Source organism: Massilia eurypsychrophila, from assembly GCF_002760655.1.
GTDB lineage: Bacteria > Pseudomonadota > Gammaproteobacteria > Burkholderiales > Burkholderiaceae_D > JAFCUW01.
This window is the reverse complement of the sequence record NZ_PDOC01000005.1, coordinates 242,290-259,381: the sequence shown is the minus strand read 5'-3', so window position 1 is coordinate 259,381 and position 17,092 is coordinate 242,290. Positions and strand designations below refer to the sequence as shown.

At 62.3% G+C, this 17,092-nt stretch carries 15 protein-coding genes; 8 read left to right on the top strand and 7 right to left on the bottom strand.

Going from position 1 to position 17,092, the window contains the following annotated elements; all coding sequences use genetic code 11:
* Positions 1-83: 83 nt before the first annotated feature.
* Genes CR105_RS11380 through CR105_RS11365 form a run of 4 tightly spaced genes read right to left on the bottom strand, consistent with a single transcriptional unit; the run spans position 84 to position 2,809 of the window.
* Entirely contained in the window at positions 84-359 is a 276-nt protein-coding gene (locus CR105_RS11380; protein WP_099788559.1) for a BolA family protein, read from the bottom strand.
* Complete coding sequence (locus CR105_RS11375) at positions 356-988, bottom strand: septation protein A (protein WP_099788558.1); 633 nt, start codon at positions 986-988, stop codon at positions 356-358. Before CR105_RS11375 ends, CR105_RS11380 begins: the two co-directional genes overlap by 4 nt.
* Before the next feature lie 11 nt (positions 989-999).
* Positions 1,000-1,395 (bottom strand): peptide-methionine (R)-S-oxide reductase MsrB, encoded by a 396-nt coding sequence (gene msrB, locus CR105_RS11370; protein ID WP_099788557.1) that lies wholly within the window; start codon positions 1,393-1,395, stop codon positions 1,000-1,002.
* A gap of 19 nt (positions 1,396-1,414) precedes the next feature.
* On the bottom strand, positions 1,415-2,809 hold the full coding sequence (locus CR105_RS11365) for a protein adenylyltransferase SelO (protein ID WP_229413892.1): 1,395 nt from the start codon (positions 2,807-2,809) through the stop codon (positions 1,415-1,417).
* A 359-nt stretch (positions 2,810-3,168) separates the two neighbouring features.
* Here CR105_RS11365 and CR105_RS11360 point away from each other — a divergent pair, with 359 nt between their 5' ends.
* The 7 genes from CR105_RS11360 to CR105_RS11330 all read left to right on the top strand — a co-directional run bounded on the left by CR105_RS11360 (position 3,169) and on the right by CR105_RS11330 (position 12,168).
* Complete coding sequence (locus tag CR105_RS11360) at positions 3,169-4,821, top strand: 3-(methylthio)propionyl-CoA ligase (RefSeq protein ID WP_099788555.1); 1,653 nt, start codon at positions 3,169-3,171, stop codon at positions 4,819-4,821.
* A 73-nt stretch (positions 4,822-4,894) separates the two neighbouring features.
* A complete protein-coding gene (locus CR105_RS11355; protein ID WP_099788554.1) occupies positions 4,895-6,139 on the top strand; it encodes a branched-chain amino acid ABC transporter substrate-binding protein in 1,245 nt (414 codons plus the stop codon).
* A gap of 142 nt (positions 6,140-6,281) precedes the next feature.
* Positions 6,282-7,226 (top strand): branched-chain amino acid ABC transporter permease, encoded by a 945-nt coding sequence (locus CR105_RS11350; protein ID WP_099788553.1) that lies wholly within the window; start codon positions 6,282-6,284, stop codon positions 7,224-7,226.
* Complete coding sequence (locus tag CR105_RS11345; RefSeq protein WP_099788552.1) at positions 7,223-8,494, top strand: branched-chain amino acid ABC transporter permease; 1,272 nt, start codon at positions 7,223-7,225, stop codon at positions 8,492-8,494. Before CR105_RS11350 ends, CR105_RS11345 begins: the two co-directional genes overlap by 4 nt.
* Entirely contained in the window at positions 8,491-9,243 is a 753-nt protein-coding gene (locus CR105_RS11340; protein WP_099788551.1) for an ABC transporter ATP-binding protein, read from the top strand. The genes CR105_RS11345 and CR105_RS11340 overlap by 4 nt, the downstream gene beginning before the upstream one ends.
* Complete coding sequence (locus tag CR105_RS11335) at positions 9,240-9,944, top strand: ABC transporter ATP-binding protein (protein WP_180288161.1); 705 nt, start codon at positions 9,240-9,242, stop codon at positions 9,942-9,944. Before CR105_RS11340 ends, CR105_RS11335 begins: the two co-directional genes overlap by 4 nt.
* Positions 9,945-10,080: 136 nt before the next feature.
* Positions 10,081-12,168, top strand: a complete 2,088-nt coding sequence (locus CR105_RS11330; protein ID WP_099788550.1) for a 3-hydroxyacyl-CoA dehydrogenase NAD-binding domain-containing protein — start codon at positions 10,081-10,083, stop codon at positions 12,166-12,168.
* Between the two features lie 534 nt (positions 12,169-12,702).
* Here CR105_RS11330 and CR105_RS11325 read toward each other — a convergent pair.
* The gene (locus tag CR105_RS11325) at positions 12,703-14,346 is read right to left on the bottom strand and encodes a DUF4394 domain-containing protein (RefSeq protein WP_099788549.1); all 1,644 of its coding nucleotides are present in this window, start codon (positions 14,344-14,346) and stop codon (positions 12,703-12,705) included.
* 23 nt (positions 14,347-14,369) lie between these two features.
* Between CR105_RS11325 and CR105_RS27770 the strand changes: the two genes are divergently transcribed.
* Positions 14,370-14,600: a hypothetical protein gene (locus tag CR105_RS27770; RefSeq protein WP_131021678.1), complete on the top strand. Its 231-nt coding sequence runs from the start codon at positions 14,370-14,372 to the stop codon at positions 14,598-14,600.
* Between the two features lie 30 nt (positions 14,601-14,630).
* On the opposite strand, the gene CR105_RS11320 is transcribed toward CR105_RS27770, so the two are convergent.
* Together CR105_RS11320 and CR105_RS11315 are read right to left on the bottom strand one after the other, a co-directional pair.
* Positions 14,631-14,975 carry a four-helix bundle copper-binding protein gene (locus tag CR105_RS11320; RefSeq protein ID WP_099788548.1) on the bottom strand — a complete coding sequence of 115 codons (345 nt, stop codon included), beginning with the start codon at positions 14,973-14,975 and terminating at the stop codon, positions 14,631-14,633.
* 182 nt (positions 14,976-15,157) lie between these two features.
* Positions 15,158-16,861 carry an MFS transporter gene (locus tag CR105_RS11315; RefSeq protein ID WP_099788547.1) on the bottom strand — a complete coding sequence of 568 codons (1,704 nt, stop codon included), beginning with the start codon at positions 16,859-16,861 and terminating at the stop codon, positions 15,158-15,160.
* Positions 16,862-17,092: the final 231 nt, after the last annotated feature.

Below are 17,092 nucleotides of genomic sequence, written 5' to 3'. Positions count from 1 at the left end.
GGACAGACAGATCTAATTTTTTACTATGCGTTGGCGCATTGTGAAACAGATTTCTTAAGAATCCCTGAAACATGCGCCTGTTTTCACAGTTCTGACGGCGCCAAAGCAGTGATGGCAAGGGCATGGATTTCAGTGTGCATCATATCGTGCACGGAATCATACACGAGTCGATGTCGCATGACGAGCCTCAGACCTTCGAACTGTTGAGAGACAATTCTCAGGCGATAGTGGCCGCCGCCAGAGGCTGCGCCGGCGTGGCCTGCATGCAGATGCGACTCGTCTGTCAGCTCGAGCACGCTTGGCTGCAATGCCGCTTCCAGCAGCGCGCGGATCCGTTCGGGACGGCCGGGGGCGCTCATGCCTTTTCCTCTTCGATGTACTTCGACAGAAGGACGCCCTGGCCAAGGATAAAGACAAAGAACAGGGCGGTAAAGCCGAACAGCTTGAAGCTGACCCAGGCGCTGGTGTTGTCCTTGTAGACAACGAAGGCGACGAACAGGTTCAGCACACCCATGGCGAAAAAGAATGCCGCCCAGGCCAGGCCGAGCTTGTTCCAGACCAGGTCCGGCAGCTTGATGTTCTCTTCCATCAGCTTGCGCATCAGGTTCTTGCCCATGAACAGCTGGGTGACCAGCAGCGCTGCGGCAAACGCCCAGTACAGGATGGTCGGCTTCCACTTGATGAAATTGTCGTCATGGAAGTAGATGGTGGCGCCGCCCATCACGACGATCACCCCCAGCGACATCCACAGCATGCCGTCGACCTTGCGCCCGCGCGCCAGCAGGTAGCCGATCTGCAGCACCGTGGCGATGATGCCGACCACGGTGGCGAGAATGATCGGCGCCTGGGTGGCCAGCACCGCGCCGCCGGCGATCAGGCCGCTGAGGTACTGCGCCACCAGCGCGTGCGCTGATGCCTGGTTCGCTTCGCCCCACTTGAAGACGGCGAAGAACAGGATGACGGGAAACAGGTCGAACAAAAATTTCATGGTGGCCGAGTTTAGAGTGGGTCGAAGCGCAGGGACGCCGAGTTGATGCAATAGCGCAGGCCGGTCGGCGGCGGGCCGTCGGGAAACACGTGTCCGAGGTGGGCGTCGCAGACTGCACAGATGATCTCGGTGCGCAGCATACCATGGGTGCGATCGGTCTTTTCAATCACATTGGCCGGGTCGAGCGCCTTGAAATAGCTCGGCCAGCCGCAGCCGGAATCGAACTTGGCGTCCGACTCGAACAGCGGCGTGTTGCAGCACACGCAGGTGTAGATGCCCTTTTCGTGGTGGTCCCAGAACTTGCCGGTAAAGGCACGTTCGGTGGCGGCGTGGCGCGTGACCTGGTATTCCATCGGGTCGAGCATGTCGCGCCATTCGGCGTCGGTCTTGGTTACTTTGTCGGTCATGGTGTCTTTCAAGCGGTGTTTATGATGAGCAGCTAACTTCGAGGTGGCTGGCCCAGTCCGGCGGCAACGCGGCGTACGATTCGTTGTCGGGTTGTTCGTCGAAGGGGCGCTCGAGCACGGCGAGCAGGCGGGTGATTTCGGTATAGTCTTTTTGCTGGGCCTTGTCGATGGCGACCTGCGCCAGGTAGTTGCGCAGCACGTATTTGGGGTTGACGGCGTCCATCGCTGCCTTGCGTTCGGCGTCGACGCTGTTCTCGGCGCGCAGGCGAAGGCGGTATTGCGCGGCCCAGTCGTCGAACGATTCGCGGTCGATGAACATGTCGCGCAGTTGCGTCGCCGGCGCGTCGGCACCGGCGGCGAAATTGCCGAGGGCGCGGAAAAACTGGGTGAAGTCGACGTGGTCGGCTGCCATCAGCGCGAACATGCCGTCGAACAGTGCGCGGTCGTCGTCGCGCCCGGTTACCAGGCCAAGCTTGGCGTGCAGGTGGTAATCGAGCGCGCGGGCAAATTCGGGCTCGTAGACGGCCAGCGCCTGCTGGGCATCGTCGACGTCGCCGATCAGCGGCAGCAGCGCCTGGCCAAGCGCGTAGCAATTCCAGTGCCCCACCTGCGGCTGGTTGGCGTAGGAGTAGCGGCCCTGCTGGTCGGTGTGGTTGCAGATGTGGTTCGGGTCGAACGCTTCCATGAAGCCGAACGGGCCGTAATCGAGCGTCAGGCCGAGGATCGACATGTTGTCGGTATTCATCACGCCGTGCATGAAGCCGACTGCCTGCCAGTGCGCGATCATGCGCGCGGTGCGGCGCGACACTTCGGCCAGCAGCGCCGTGTACGGGTTCGGTTCGGCCGTCAGTTCCGGGTAGAAGGTGTGGATGACGTAGTCGGCCAGCGCCTTCAGTTCTTCCGGCTTGTCGCGGTAGAACCAGTGTTCGAACGAGCCGAAGCGCACGAAGCTGGGCGCCATGCGGGTGACCACCGCCGACGTTTCGACCGTTTCGCGCATCACGCCCTGGTTGGAGCCGATGATGGCCAGCGCGCGGGTGGTCGGGATGCCGAGCGCGGCCATCGCTTCGGAGCAGAGGAATTCGCGGATCGACGAGCGCAGCACGGCGCGGCCGTCGCCCATGCGCGAATACGGCGTCAGGCCGGCGCCCTTGAGCTGCAGTTCCATCGGCCCGGCGCTGCCGTTCAGTTCGCCGATGAGGATGGCGCGGCCGTCGCCGAGCTGGCCGGCCCATACGCCGAACTGATGGCCGGAATACACCGCCGACAGCGGCTGCGAACTGGCAGCGATGCGATTACCGGAAAGTAGCTCGACGTATTCCTGGCTGGCGAGCATGGCCGGGTCGAGCCCGACGAGCGCGGCCGCCCTGGCGCTGGCGGCGACAAAGTACGGCGCCGGCAATGGCGTCGGCATCAGCCGCGTGTAGAACGCGGGGGGCAGGGCGGCGAAAGAATTGCCCAGCGGCAGGTCGTCAGCGGAAATGGCAGTGTCCAGTCGAAGTTGTGGGGGCGATCACGATGATGTCATTTTAACGTGACCGTCCAGTTTATGTATGCCCGCACGCCCGACATATAAGGTAACTGGCTGTAACGGCGCCAAATGCTGGGGTCAGGTCTGACATTCGGACATTTCCTTTCAGAAATGTCCGAATGTCAGACCTGACCCCAGCGTTGTGAGCCGCTTGGTGCGTTGCACAATCGAAAAGTATTGACCGGTTTAGCACGGTCGTGCGAATCTGAGGTTCCGTTGCCGCGATGTACACAGGAGAGTAGATGACGTCCTACCCACAGAGCCCCGTCATGGGGCAAATGATGAGCCAGCCGTTGCTCGTTTCCAGCATTATCGAGTTCGCCGCGCGCCATTACGGCCACGTGGAAATCGTTTCGCGCCGCATCGAAGGCGACCTTCACCGCTACACCTACCGCGACTGCCACCAGCGCGCCCGCCGCATGGCCCATGCGCTCAAGGGCCTCGGCGTGCAGATGGGCGACCGCGTCGCCACGCTGGCCTGGAACGGCTACCGCCACATGGAAGTCTATTACGCGGTATCGGGCTCAGGGGCGGTGCTGCACACCGTCAATCCGCGCCTGCATCCCGAGCAGATCGCCTACATCGCCAACCATGCCGAAGACCAGTATCTGTTCTTCGACCTGACGTTCCTGCCGCTGATCGAGGCGGTCGCCGCCCATTGCAAGACGGTCAAGGCGTTCGTGCTGATGGCCGACCGCGACCGCATGCCGCAGGAAACCGGGATCGCCAACCTGCTGTGCTACGAAGACCTGATCGCCAGCAATTCGGACGACTACGAGTGGCCCGTGTTCGACGAGAACTCGGCCGCGTCGCTGTGCTACACGTCGGGCACCACCGGCAATCCGAAAGGGGCGCTGTATTCGCACCGCTCGACCGTGCTGCACTCGTACGGCTCGGCAATGCCGAACGCGCTGAACGTGTCGGCCGCCGACACCGTGCTGCCGGTTGTGCCGATGTTCCACGTCAACGCGTGGGGGCTGCCGTATTCGGTGCTGCTGTCCGGCGCCAAGATGGTGTTTCCCGGCGCGGCGCTGGATGGCAAGTCGCTGTACGAACTGTTCGAGACCGAAGGCGTGACGTTCTCGGCGGGCGTGCCGACTGTGTGGCTCGGCCTGATCAACCACGTCTTGCAGAACAATCTCGCGTTTTCCACTTTCAAGCGCACCGTCATCGGCGGCTCGGCTTGCCCGCCGGCGATGATGGACACGCTCATCGACAAGCTCGGCGTGCAGGTGATCCACGCCTGGGGCATGACCGAAATGTCGCCGCTCGGCACCGCCGGCGGCTTGCAGGCCAAGCACCTGGCGCTGCCGAAGGACGAGCAGCGCAAGATACTGCAGAAGCAGGGCCACGCGATCTACGGCGTCGACATGAAGATCGTCAATGACGACGGCGTCGAACTGCCATGGGACGGATCCACCTACGGCCACCTGCTGGTCAAGGGGCCGTGGATCATTTCAAGCTACTTCAAGAACGAAGGTGGCGACGTGCTGCAGGACGGCTGGTTCCCGACCGGCGACGTGGCCACCATCGACGCCGACGGCTACATGCAGATCACCGACCGCAGCAAGGACGTCATCAAGTCCGGCGGCGAGTGGATCGGCACGATCGACCTGGAGAACATCGCGATGGCGCACCCGGCCGTGCTGCAGGCGGCCTGCATCGGCATCGCCCACCCGAAATGGGACGAACGCCCGCTGCTGCTGGTGATCAAGCGCCCGGGCATGGACGTCACGCGCGAAGAACTACTGGCATTTTTTGAAGGAAAGATCGCGAAGTTCTGGATGCCGGACGACGTCGCTTTCATTGAGGCGCTGCCGATGGGCGCCACCGGAAAGATCCAGAAAAACAAGCTGCGCGAACAGTTCAAGGAGCATAAGCTGCCCGCCGCCTGAGTTTGCGTAAATACCGTTTTCGCTGCACCCGCCGTACCCACACCACTAAAACTACAATGAAGGATGGAGACACATGAGCATGCACATTCGCCCCCTGGCCGCCGCGGTTTCGTTCGCTTTACTTGCCGCGCCGTTCGCTGCCCAGGCCGACACCGTCAGGATCGCTTTCATCGACCCGCTGTCGGGCCCGTTCGCGCCGGTCGGGACGAACCAGCTGCACAGTTTCCAGTCGATTGCAGAGATGGCCACCAAGGAAAAATGGGCCGGCGAGCACAAGATTGAAGTGGTCGGCTTCGACAACAAGGCCAGCCCGCAGGAATCGCTGACCCAGCTCAAGGCGGCGATCGACCAGGGCTACCGCTACATCACGCAGGGCAACGGTTCGGGCGTCGGCCTGGCGCTGCTCGATGCAATCAACAAGCACAACGACCGCAATCCGGGCAAGGAAGTGGTGTTCCTCAATTACGCAGCCATCGATCCGGACATGACGAACAGCAAGTGCAGCTTCTGGCACTTCCGCTTCGACGCCAATTCGGACATGAAGATGGAAGCGCTGACGAGCTACATGGCGCTGAACAAGGACATCAAGAGCGTCTACATCATCGGCCAGAACTACGCCTTCGGCCACGCCGTCACGCGCGCGGCGAAGGAATATCTCAAGCGCAAGCGCCCGGACATCAAGATTGCCGGCGACGACCTGCATCCGATCGCGCAGGTGAAAGACTTCTCGCCGTACATCGCCAAGATCAAGGCGTCCGGCGCCGACACGGTCATCACCGGCAACTGGGGCGCCGACCTGGCGCTGCTGATCCGCGCCGCCAAGGATGCCGACCTGAAAGCCAATTTCTACACTTACTATGGGGCGACGACGGGCGTGCCGACGGCGATGGGCGCGGCCGGCGTCGACCGCGTCAAGATCGTCGGCAACTGGATGATCAACAACGATACCTTCAAGGGCAAGGAAATCGTCGAAGGCTTCAAGAAGAAGTACAACGACGACTACTACGCCGCGCAGACGCACAGCGGCATCGGCATGCTGGCGCAGGCGATCAAGCTGGCCAAGTCGCCCGACCCGGTGAAAGTGGCGTTCGCGATGGAGGGCGCCAAGTTCACCAGCCTGAACGGCGAAGTGACGATGAACAAGGCCGACCACCAGTTGCAGCAGGCGCTGTACATCGGCACCTGGGCCAAGGTCGACGGCAAGAGCGTCAAGTACGACCAGGAGAACACCGGCTTCGGCTGGAAGATGGACAAGAAGATCGATGCCTACATGGCCGGGCAGCCGACGTCGTGCCAGATGAAGCGGCCAGGGGCGTAGGTCTTTTTGTTCGCTGACAACGGTCTTTGACTTGCTCCCCGCAACTTAAAGACCGTCATCGCCGCATGCGCGAGGATGACGGTCTTGGAGCTAGGGGCTGAGCACGGCGCTCCTCATCTCCTCATTTTTCGCAAAAGATCCCATGGAATTTACGCTGTTCACCTTGCTGAATGGCGTCAGTTACGGACTGCTGCTGTTCATGCTCTCGTCCGGCCTGACGCTGATCTTCAGCATGATGGGCGTGCTCAATTTTGCGCACGCCAGTTTCTACATGCTGGGGGCGTATATCGCCTACACCATCAGCACCCAGCTCGGTTTCTGGCCGGCCCTGGTGCTCGCGCCGCTGGTCGTCGGCCTTGCCGGCGCACTGGTCGAGCGCTACGGCCTGCGCCCGCTGCACAAGTACGGCCACATTCCCGAACTGCTGTTTACCTTCGGCCTGTCCTATCTGATGGTCGAACTGGTGCAACTGGTCTGGGGCCGCGCCGCGGTGCCGTACCCGATCCCGAAAGAACTCGACCGGCCGCTGTTCACGCTGTTCGCCACCAGTTTTCCGATGTACCGCGGCTTCATGATGCTGGTCGCGCTGTCGATGCTGGCCGCCATCTGGCTGGCGCTCACGCGCACCCGCATCGGCCTGGTCATCCAGGCCGCGCTGACCCATCCGGACGCCGCCGAAGCGCTCGGCCACAACGTGCCGCGCATCTTCATGTGGGTGTTCGGCGGCGGTTGCGCGCTGGCAGGCCTGGCCGGTGTGATCGGGGGCAATGCATTCGTCACTGAACCGGGCATGGCCGCCACCGTCGGTTCGATCATTTTCGTCGTCGTCGTCGTCGGCGGCATGGGCTCGCTCGCCGGCGCCTTCGTCGCCTCGATCCTGATCGGCGTGCTGCAGACGTTCGCCGTCGCGCTCGACTACTCGTTCATGAGCGTGCTTAACTGGGCCGGCGCCAACATCGGACCGGACACGCCGGGCTACAGCGTGCTGAACGTCACCATCGCGCAAAGCGCGGCGATCCTGCCGTTCCTGCTGCTGGTGCTGATCCTGATTTTCCGGCCGAAAGGCTTGATGGGAACGCGCGAATGATGCTCACTTTCAAACCCATCAACCTGGGCCGCTGGCTGGTCTGGACCTGCTTCGCGCTGATCCTGCTGGTCGCGCCGATGATCTTCACCAAGGGCGCCTCGCTGTCGATCCTGTCGCAGATCGGCACTATCATGATCTTCGGCCTGTCGTACAACATGCTGCTGGGGCAGGGCGGCATGCTGTCGTTCGGCCACGCCGTGTATTCGGGCCTGGGCGCGTTTTTCGCCGTCCACACGATGAACCAGACCGGCCTGCATGTGCCGACCACCCTGATTCCGCTGGTCGGCGGCATTGCCGGCATGGCCTTCGGCGTGCTGTTCGGCTATGTCACCACGAAAAAATCCGGCACCACCTTCGCCATGATCACGCTCGGCCTCGTCGAGCTGGTGTTTGCCAGCTCGCTGATGTTCCCTGGCTTTTTCGGCGGCGAAGGCGGCGTGACCACCAACCGGGTCAGCGGCCAGGCCTTCATGGGCATCACCTACGGCCCGCAGATCCAGGTGTACTACCTGATCGCGTTCTGGTTGTTCATCAGCACCATCGCCATGTTCGCTTTCACGCAGACGCCGCTCGGGCGCATGCTCAACGCGGTGCGCGACAATCCGGAACGCGTCGAGTTCATCGGCTACGACACGCAATGGGTGCGTTACCTGACCTTGATCCTGTCGGCATTCTTCGCCGGCATTTCGGGCGCGCTGGCGGCCATCAACTTCGAGATCGTCACCGCGGAAAACGTCAGCGCCATCCGCTCCGGCGCGATCTTGCTGTTCGTCTTCATCGGCGGCATCGGCTTCTTCTTCGGGCCGCTGCTGGGCGCCGTCGTCGGCATCTTCTTCTCCGTGATGCTGTCGGACTTCACTGCCGCCTGGCAGCTGTACCTGGGATTGTTCTTCGTCGCGCTGGTGCGCTTCGCACCGGCCGGGCTGTCGAGCCTGCTGATGCTGCTGCTGCGGGTGGCCAAGTTCGGCAAGTTCGGCCGCATCTGGAAGCCGCTGCTGGCAGTGTCCGCCGTGAGCCTGGTCGGCCTGTTCGGCCTGGTCATCGCCATCGAGCTGCTGTATCACATGACGCTCGGCTCGGCCAACGGCAGCGTCACCAGGCTGTTCGGCGTACAGGCCGACACCCGTTCGGCGCTGCCGTGGCTGGTGGCGGCCGCCCTGATGGCGCTGTCGTGGTTCGGCTACCGGCAGACGCAGCCGGCGTACGGCGCGGTGTGGAACGACGTCAACGCAGAAATTGTCGCCAAGATCAAGGGAGGCGGCGCATGAACGCACGCATTAACGCACTTGAGCTGAAAGACGTCCGCAAGAGCTTCGGCAAGTCGGAAATCATCCGCGGCACCACGTTGTCGGTGGCCAAGGGCGAGCGCTGCGCCATCATCGGGCCGAACGGCGCCGGCAAGTCGACGCTATTTAATTTGGTGTCGGGGCGCTTCGGCATCACCAGCGGCGACATCTTGCTGCATGGACGCAGCGTGGCCGGCTTGCGCCCGTTCGAGATCAACCGGCTGGGCCTGGCGCGCAGTTTTCAGATCAGCAATCTGTTCGAAAAACTGTCGGTCTACGAAAACCTGCGCTGCGCCGCGCTGTGGTCGCTCGGCTACAAGTATTCGTTCTGGCAGCGCCTGGGCAGCCTGCGCGATGCCCACGAGCGCGCCCAGCAGGTGCTGGAAGAAATCGGCCTGCAGCGCCAGCGCGATGTGCCGGCCGGCGTGCTGACGTATGCCGAGCAGCGCGCGCTCGAGATCGGCATCACCATTGCCGGCGGCGCCGACGTCATCCTGCTCGACGAGCCGACGGCCGGCATGAGCCGCTCGGAATCGGACGCCGCGGTCGAGCTGATCCGCAAGGTAACGGTCGGCAAGACGCTGCTGATGGTCGAGCACGACATGAGCGTGGTGTTCGGGCTGGCCGACAAGATCGCGGTGCTGGTGTACGGCGAGATGATCGCCTTCGACACGCCCGCCAACATCCGCGCCAGCGCCGATGTGCAGGCCGCCTACCTGGGACACTCATGACCGACATTCTTCAAATCAGCAAACTGCAAGCGTTCTACGGCAAGAGCCACATCCTGCACGGGGTCGACCTGCGCGTGGGCGAAGGCGAGATCGTCAGCCTGCTGGGCCGCAACGGCGTCGGCCGCTCGACGCTGGTCAAGGCGGTGATGGGGCAGGTCAGTGCCACCGGCTCGGTGCGTTTCAGGGGTGGCGAGCTGCTGGGGCTGAAGGCGTTCCAGATTGCGCACAAGGGCGTTGCCTACGTGCCGGAAAATCGCGATATATTTCCTACCCTGACGGTCGAACAGAACCTGGTGCTCGGCCAGAAGAAAGCCGGCGGCGGCGGGCGCTGGTCGCTGGCCGACATGTACCGCATGTTTCCGCGGCTCGAAGAGCGGCGCGCGGTGGCCGCCGGCGTGCTGTCGGGCGGCGAGCAACAGATGCTGACACTGTGCCGCAGCCTGATGGGCGACCCGGACCTGATCATGATCGACGAGCCGACCGAGGGACTGGCGCCGAAGATCGTGGCGCTGGTGGCCGAGTACCTGCTGGCGCTGAAGGAGAAGGGCGTGTCGGTGCTGCTGGTGGAACAGAAGCTGGCGATCGCGCTCGATATCTCGGCACGCGTGTACGTGATGGGGCACGGCGCGATCGTGTTCGAGGGCACGCCCGAACAACTGCGTGGCGATGACAACGTGCGCAAGGAGTGGCTCGAAGTCTGAACGACGTCGTTGCCGCGGAGGCGACGAAATCCTGCCGAGCTCGATAGAGCAGTGCGGCACGCATATAAAAATAAAACGACCGTACTATTATGGGATATAGTAGAGAATTGCTGGTCTAACTATCAAAGGAATAAACATGAGCGCCGATTACGTGGTCAATGGCAGTGTCGCCGTCATTACATTGAACAATCCGCCGGTCAATGGACTGGGACTTGCCACGCGCACCGCGGCCGTGGAAGGGCTGCGCAAAGCCCAGGCCGACGCCGCCGTCAAGGCAATCGTCATTACCGGTGCCGGCAAGGCGTTTTCCGGCGGCGCCGACATCAAGGAATTCAATTCGCCGAAAGCGCTGACCGAGCCGACTCTGCACACGCTCATCAACGTCGTCGAAAACTCGGCCAAGCCGGTGGTGGCCGCCATCCATTCGGTCTGCATGGGCGGCGGGCTGGAACTGGCGCTCGGCTGCAACTACCGCGTGGCACTGCCAGGGGCGCAGATCGCGCTGCCGGAAGTCAAGCTCGGCTTGCTGCCTGGCGCCGGCGGCACGCAGCGCCTGCCGCGCATGATCGGGCTGGAAAAGGCGATCAACATGATCGTCTCCGGCACCCCGATCCTGTCGGAAAAGCTGGCCGACACCGCGCTGTTCGATGAAGTGTTCGCCACCGGGTCCGACCTGCTGGCGTCGGCAATCGCCTTTGCCAACAACGTGGCCGATGTGCGTCCGCTGCCAAAAGTGCGCGACCGCAAGGTTCACTATCCAAACCACGAAGCCTTCCTGCAATTTACCCGCAACACCGTCAAGGCGATGTCCGGCGCGTTTCCGGCGCCGATCGAGTGCGTTGAAACGGTGGCCGCATCGGTTACCCACAAGTTTGAAGACGGCATCAAGTTCGAGCGCGAGCGTTTCCTGCACTTGATCCAGACGCCGGAATCGAAGGCGCTGCGCCACGCGTTCTTTGCCGAGCGCGTCGCCAGCAAGGTTCCCGACGTGCCGGCCGACACGCCAACGCGCGAGATCCGCCAGGCCGCCGTGATTGGCGCCGGCACCATGGGCGGCGGCATCGCGATGAATTTCGTCAACGCCGGCATCCCGGTCGTGCTGCTCGAAACCAAGCAGGAAGCGCTCGACAAGGGTATCGCGACGATCCGCAAGAACTACGAAAACACGATGAAGAAGGGCAAGCTGACGCAGGAGAAGTTCGACCAGCGCGTTGGCCTGATCAGCGGCACCTTGTCGTACGCCGACATTGCGCAGGCCGACATTGTCGTCGAGGCAGTGTTCGAGGACATGGGCGTCAAGGAAACCGTCTTCACGCAGCTCGACGAAGTGATGAAGCCGGGCGCGATCCTGGCGTCGAACACGTCGACGCTCGATGTCGACCAGATCGCCGGTTTTACCAGGCGGCCGCAGGACGTCATCGGCACCCACTTCTTCAGCCCGGCCAACGTGATGAAGTTGCTGGAGATCGTGCGCGGCAAGGCCACCGGCAAGGACGTGCTGGCCACCACCCTGGCGCTGTCGAAGAAGCTGAAGAAAACCGGCGTCGTGTCGGGTGTGTGCGACGGCTTCATCGGCAACCGCATGATCGAGCAATACAGCCGCCAGGCCGGCTTTCTGCTGGAAGAAGGCTGCCTGCCGGAGCAGGTCGACAAGGCGGTGGAAAAATTCGGTTTTGCGATGGGTCCGTTCCGCATGGGCGACCTGGCTGGCAACGACATCGGCTGGTACATCCGCAAGCGGCGCTACGTCGAGAAGCCGGAAATCGTTTACTCGAAGACGGCCGATTTGCTGTGCGAGATGGGGCGTTTCGGCCAGAAGACCGGCGCCGGCTGGTACGACTACAAGGCGGGTGACCGCAAGGCGTACGCCAACCAGGCCGTCAACGAGATGATCGTCAAGCATTCGGCCGACATCGGCGTCGAGCGGCGCAAGATTTCCGACCAGGAAATCGTCGAGCGGCTCGTGTATTCGCTGGTCAACGAGGGTGCACGCATTCTCGAAGAAGGTATCGCCATGCGCGCGTCCGACATCGACATGGTGTACCTGACCGGCTACGGCTTTCCGGTGTATCGCGGCGGCCCGATGTTCTACGCCGACACGGTCGGCCTGTTCAACGTGCTGATTGCGATGGAAAAGTACGCCAAGGGCCGCCATGGCGACGCCTGGACGCCGGCGCCGCTGCTGGTCAAGCTTGCTGCCGAAGGCAAGGGCTTCAACAGCTGACCGATCCGATCGCCGACAAAAAAATGCCGCTGAATTCAGCGGCATTTTTTATGCAACGACCGTTTGTTTAGTGCCCACCCACCGGGGTCAGTGCCGGCAATCGTACACGAACTCGGCCGTATCGCTTTTCTCTTGATCGAACTGATGAGACCGTGTCCGTTTGCCGGCACTGACCCCGCCGGAAGTGCCGACCCCGCCGGGAAGTGCCGACAAGCTTTAGCGGATCACGATCGCGATATCGCGCAAGCCGAGACCGGTGCCGACGACGGAAGTGGCCGGCGTTGCGGCGCCATTGACGAGGGTGGTCGTGCACATCAAACGGGGTCAGTGCCGGCAAACGGACACGAACTCCGCCGTACATCCTGCAGGGTCAGTGCCGGAAATTGAACACGAACTCCGCCGTATCGCTTTTTCTTGTGCGTTTTGATGAGACCGTGTCCGTTTGCCGGCACGGACCCCGCAGGGCGCTGGCGCGAACTGATGAGACCGTGTTCGTTTGCCGGCACTGACCCCGCCGGGGAGGGCCGACAAGCTTTAGCGGATCACGATGGCGATATCGCGCAAGCCGAGGCCGGTGCCAACGACCGATGTCGCCGGCGTCGCGGTGCCGTTGACGAGCGTGGCGGCGCCGGTCACCAGGTCGATGCGGTACAGCGAGCTAGGTCCGCCGGCGCTGGTGCGCAGCGCCGCAAGTGCCAGGCCGTTGGTGCCGCCGGCAATATCGAAGGCGACGTCGCCGTTCGCATTGACGCCGAGGGCGCCGACGTTGCTGAGGGTGCCGTCGTTAGGCGGATTCTGCAGCGCCAGCGTGTCGGCAGCGGTATCGATGTCGAACAGGCTCGTCGCGGTGGTGCCGGCAAAGCTGTTGGTGTAGGCCGCGCCGGTGACAATCGGCAAGGCGCCGGCCGCGTTGATGGCGCCGTCGGTCGTCGTGGCGCCCGTGTCGGCGTTGATGCGCAGGCTCTGGCCGGTATTGCTGATCACGCGCAGGCGGTCGGCGACCGGATTGAAGTCGACCGCGAAGGCGGTGCCGCTGATGCCGGCGAACGGGTTGGTGGTATCGGCGGCGTCCGCAGCCAACGTTGCCTTGACTGTCGCGGCGCCCGTTGCCGGGTCGATCGTGTAGATCTTGCCGGTCGACGACAGCGCGTACAGCAGGCGGTCTTTCGGCCGGAAGTCGATGCCAAGCACCGTTTCGCCGGCGGCCAGGCCGGTGATTGCCGTCGCGGTGACCGTGTTCGGCGTCAGCGTGGCAAAACTGACCAGGCGGCCATCGTCGGCCAGGCCGTACACGGCCGGGGTACGGGCGCCGCGCACGGCGAGGCCGCGGATGTCTTCGGACACGCCGATGGCGCCGATAACGGTGGCCGCATTGCCGGTAGCAGTCAGGTTGACGCTGTAGAAGTTGCGCACGCCGCCGACGGTGAACACGGCGTAGCCGGTATTGGTGACGGCGTCGATATCGAAGCCGCTGACGCTGCTGGCGGTGATGCCCAGCGTCACTGGCACGCTCAGGTTGCCGTTGTTCGGCGGATTTTGCGTGAACAGCGTGCCATTGGCCGAATCGATGGCGAACAGCACCGTGTTAGCGGTGCCGGCGAACGAGTTGGTGTAGGCCGACGCGGTCACCGCTGCATTCGCGGCGCCGCCGTTGATGGGGCCGTCGGTGGTTACCGCGCCGGTGTCGACGTTAATGCGCAGGTTCTGGCCGGTGTCGCTGACAATGCGCAGGCGGTCCGCCGCCGGGTTGAAGTCGACGCCGAACTGGGCGCCGGACAAGCTCGCGTACGGCAACGTGGTGTCGGTCGCATCCGCGGTGAGCGTCGACTTCAGTGTTGCCGCGGCGGTGGTCGTGTCAATCGTATAGAGGCGGCCGGTGCTGCCGACGCCATACAGGAGGCCGTCTGCCGGGCGGAAGTCGATGCCGACCAGGCTCTCGCCGGCGGCCAGGCCGCTGATGGCGACGTTAGTGCGGATGGTCGCCGCACTATCGCGATTGAACGACGCCAACTTGTTGCTTGCAGTCAGCACGAACACATCACCCGGCACGGCTGGCGGCGCTGGTGGCGGCGCCGGCGGCGCCTCAGGCACGTTGTTATCGTTATCGCTGCCGCATCCTGCGAGGGCGAGGGCGACGGCAGTGGCGAGAGTTAGTTTGGCAAAAAAAGGTTTGTTCATGGGCTTGGGCTCCTGAGTTATCGATGTGTGCAACGCTGCAACTGGCCACGGCGAATCAGCAAAAACTGATCGCGGCGACGGAAGTTGATGCTTGTACTACACCTCAGGAGTGCAAATGGATGCACCAGAAGCAAAATAAAAAAATGGGGTCAGACCCGTTTGATATTCGACGTTTTCGCCAGACGCCAAACAGCCGGGTCAACGATAAGCGCGGACCCGGACGATATTTGGCGGAACAGAAAAGGGCAGGATAACAAACGGGTCTGACCCCAATTTTTGAGCGGTCAGATGTGGCGTTCCTTGACGTGCTTGACGCATTCAGAGGCGCATTTTTCGCAGGCAATCTGGCAGGCGGCGTAGTGGGCGTGGATTTCGGCGTGCACCGAGCAAGCGGTCGCGCAGGCCCGGCACACGTGCGCGCACACGGCCGCGAAGTCGCCATGATGAATCGAATTGCGCGCCATCGCATTCATCGTTGCCGTGCAGATGTCGGAACAGTCGAGGTTGATCAGCGCGCACAGCGACGTGCCGGCGCGGATGTCTTCGGCCGCGCACGTTTGGCACGCGCGGATCGCTTCCTGGCAGGCGGCAATACAGTTCTGCAGGTTGTGCATTTCGCTGTCGAGCATGATGATCCTCTCCAAGTATTAGTCCAGGCGACGTGCCTTACCCAAAATGATACTCTTCGATATCGAATGCCTAACGCGCGATACGTGGCACCAAGATTTTTTTCCGGACGGGAAGATCACGCAAGGCGAAAAAAATGCCGCTATCGCTAGCGGCATTTTTCCCTTCAGGAACGACGGCTGTCTTAGTCGGCAGCGTAGATGTCGTTGTCCTTGGTTTCCTTGACGAACAGCGCGCCGATGACGAACGTGATCAGGGCGATGATGATCGGATACCACAGGCCGTAGTAGATGTCGCCCTTGTACGCGACGAGGGCGAAGGCGGTGGTTGGCAGCAAACCGCCGAACCAGCCATTACCGATGTGGTACGGCAGGGACATCGACGTGTAGCGGATGCGGGTGGGGAACATTTCGACCAGCATCGCCGCGATCGGGCCGTACACCATCGTGACATACAGCACCAGAATGAACAGCAGCGCGACAACCATCGGCTTGTTGATCTGCTCCGGATCAGCCTTGGCTGGGTAGCCGGCAGCCTTGATGGCGCCGCCCACTTCGGTCTTCATCACCGCTTCCTTGGCCTTGCTGGCGGCGTCGAAGTTCAGGCCGGCTGGATCCATGCCGGCGTTAAACGACGTGTATTCCTTGTCGCCGACTTTGACGCTGGCAATCGTACCGGCCGGGGCGTCAACCTTGGTGTAGCTCACCGATGCCGCCGTCAGCATGCCGGTGGCGATATCGCACGACGATGGGAACTTCTTCTGGCCCGTCGGGTTGAACTGGAAGTGGCAGGTTGCCGGATCGGCGACCACGACCACTGGCGAGTTCTTCAGAGCTGTTTCCAGGGCTGGGTTAGCGTAGTGCGTCAGCGCGCCGAAGATCGGGAAGTAGGTCAGCGCGGCAATCAGACAGCCGCCCAGGATGATCCACTTGCGGCCAATCTTGTCCGACAGCGTACCGAAGACAACGAAGAACGGCGTGGCCAGGAACAGCGAAATGGCGATCAGGATGTTGGCCAGCGCGCCGTCGACCTTCAGCGTTTTCTCAAGGAAGAACAGGGCGTAGAACTGACCCGTGTACCACACCACGGCCTGGCCCATCGTCAGGCCGATCAGTGCCAGCAGCACGATCTTGGCGTTCTTGCCTTTCAGGAAAGCTTCGGTCAGCGGCGCCTTCGACGTCTTGCCTTCCGCTTTCATTTTGGCGAATGCCGGCGACTCGTTCATCGACAGGCGAATCCAGACCGACACGGCCAGCAGCAGCACCGAGACCAGGAACGGAATGCGCCAGCCCCATGCGAGGAACTGCTCTTCGCCCATCGCGGTACGGGTGCCCAGAATGACCATCAGCGACAGGAACAGGCCCAGCGTTGCGGTAGTCTGAATCCACGAGGTGAAGTAGCCGCGCTTGCCTTCTGGTGCGTGCTCGGCGACATAGGTCGCCGCGCCGCCGTATTCGCCGCCCAGCGCCAGGCCTTGCAGAATGCGCAAGGTGACGAGGATGATCGGCGCCGCGATGCCGATCGTAGCGTAGCTTGGCAACAAGCCGACCAGGAAGGTCGACGCGCCCATCAGCAAGATCGTGATCAGGAAAGTGTACTTGCGACCGATCATGTCGCCGAGCCGGCCAAACACCAGCGCGCCGAATGGACGCACGATGAAGCCGGCCGCGAACGCGAGCAGGGCGAAGATGAACTTCGTGGTGGCGTCGCCAATGAAGAACTGGGTGCCGATAATGGTCGCCAGGGCGCCGTACAGGTAAAAGTCATACCATTCGAAAACGGTGCCGAGGGACGAGGCGAAGATGACCTTGCGCTCTTCCTTGGTGAGGCCCGTGTGTGCTGGGACTGCCTTGCGGCCGTCCGCGGTCATGCCGGGGGTAATTGCCATGTTTGTCTCCGTGTATTGATTATGTTGATTTCATCGGATAGCCGGTATTCGTCAGCTGTGTCGCAGTGTGAACTGCCAAACTTACGACAGGCTTGCTGCAAACTTACGCCAAGCTGACAAAAAGAATATCCAAATCGCTAACGCAAGTGTCGTTTTTGAACTGCGAGAATTTGCGAACGACCGTACTAAATTGTGCTATTCTCGTACGCAACGACACCGTGTGTCGACAGA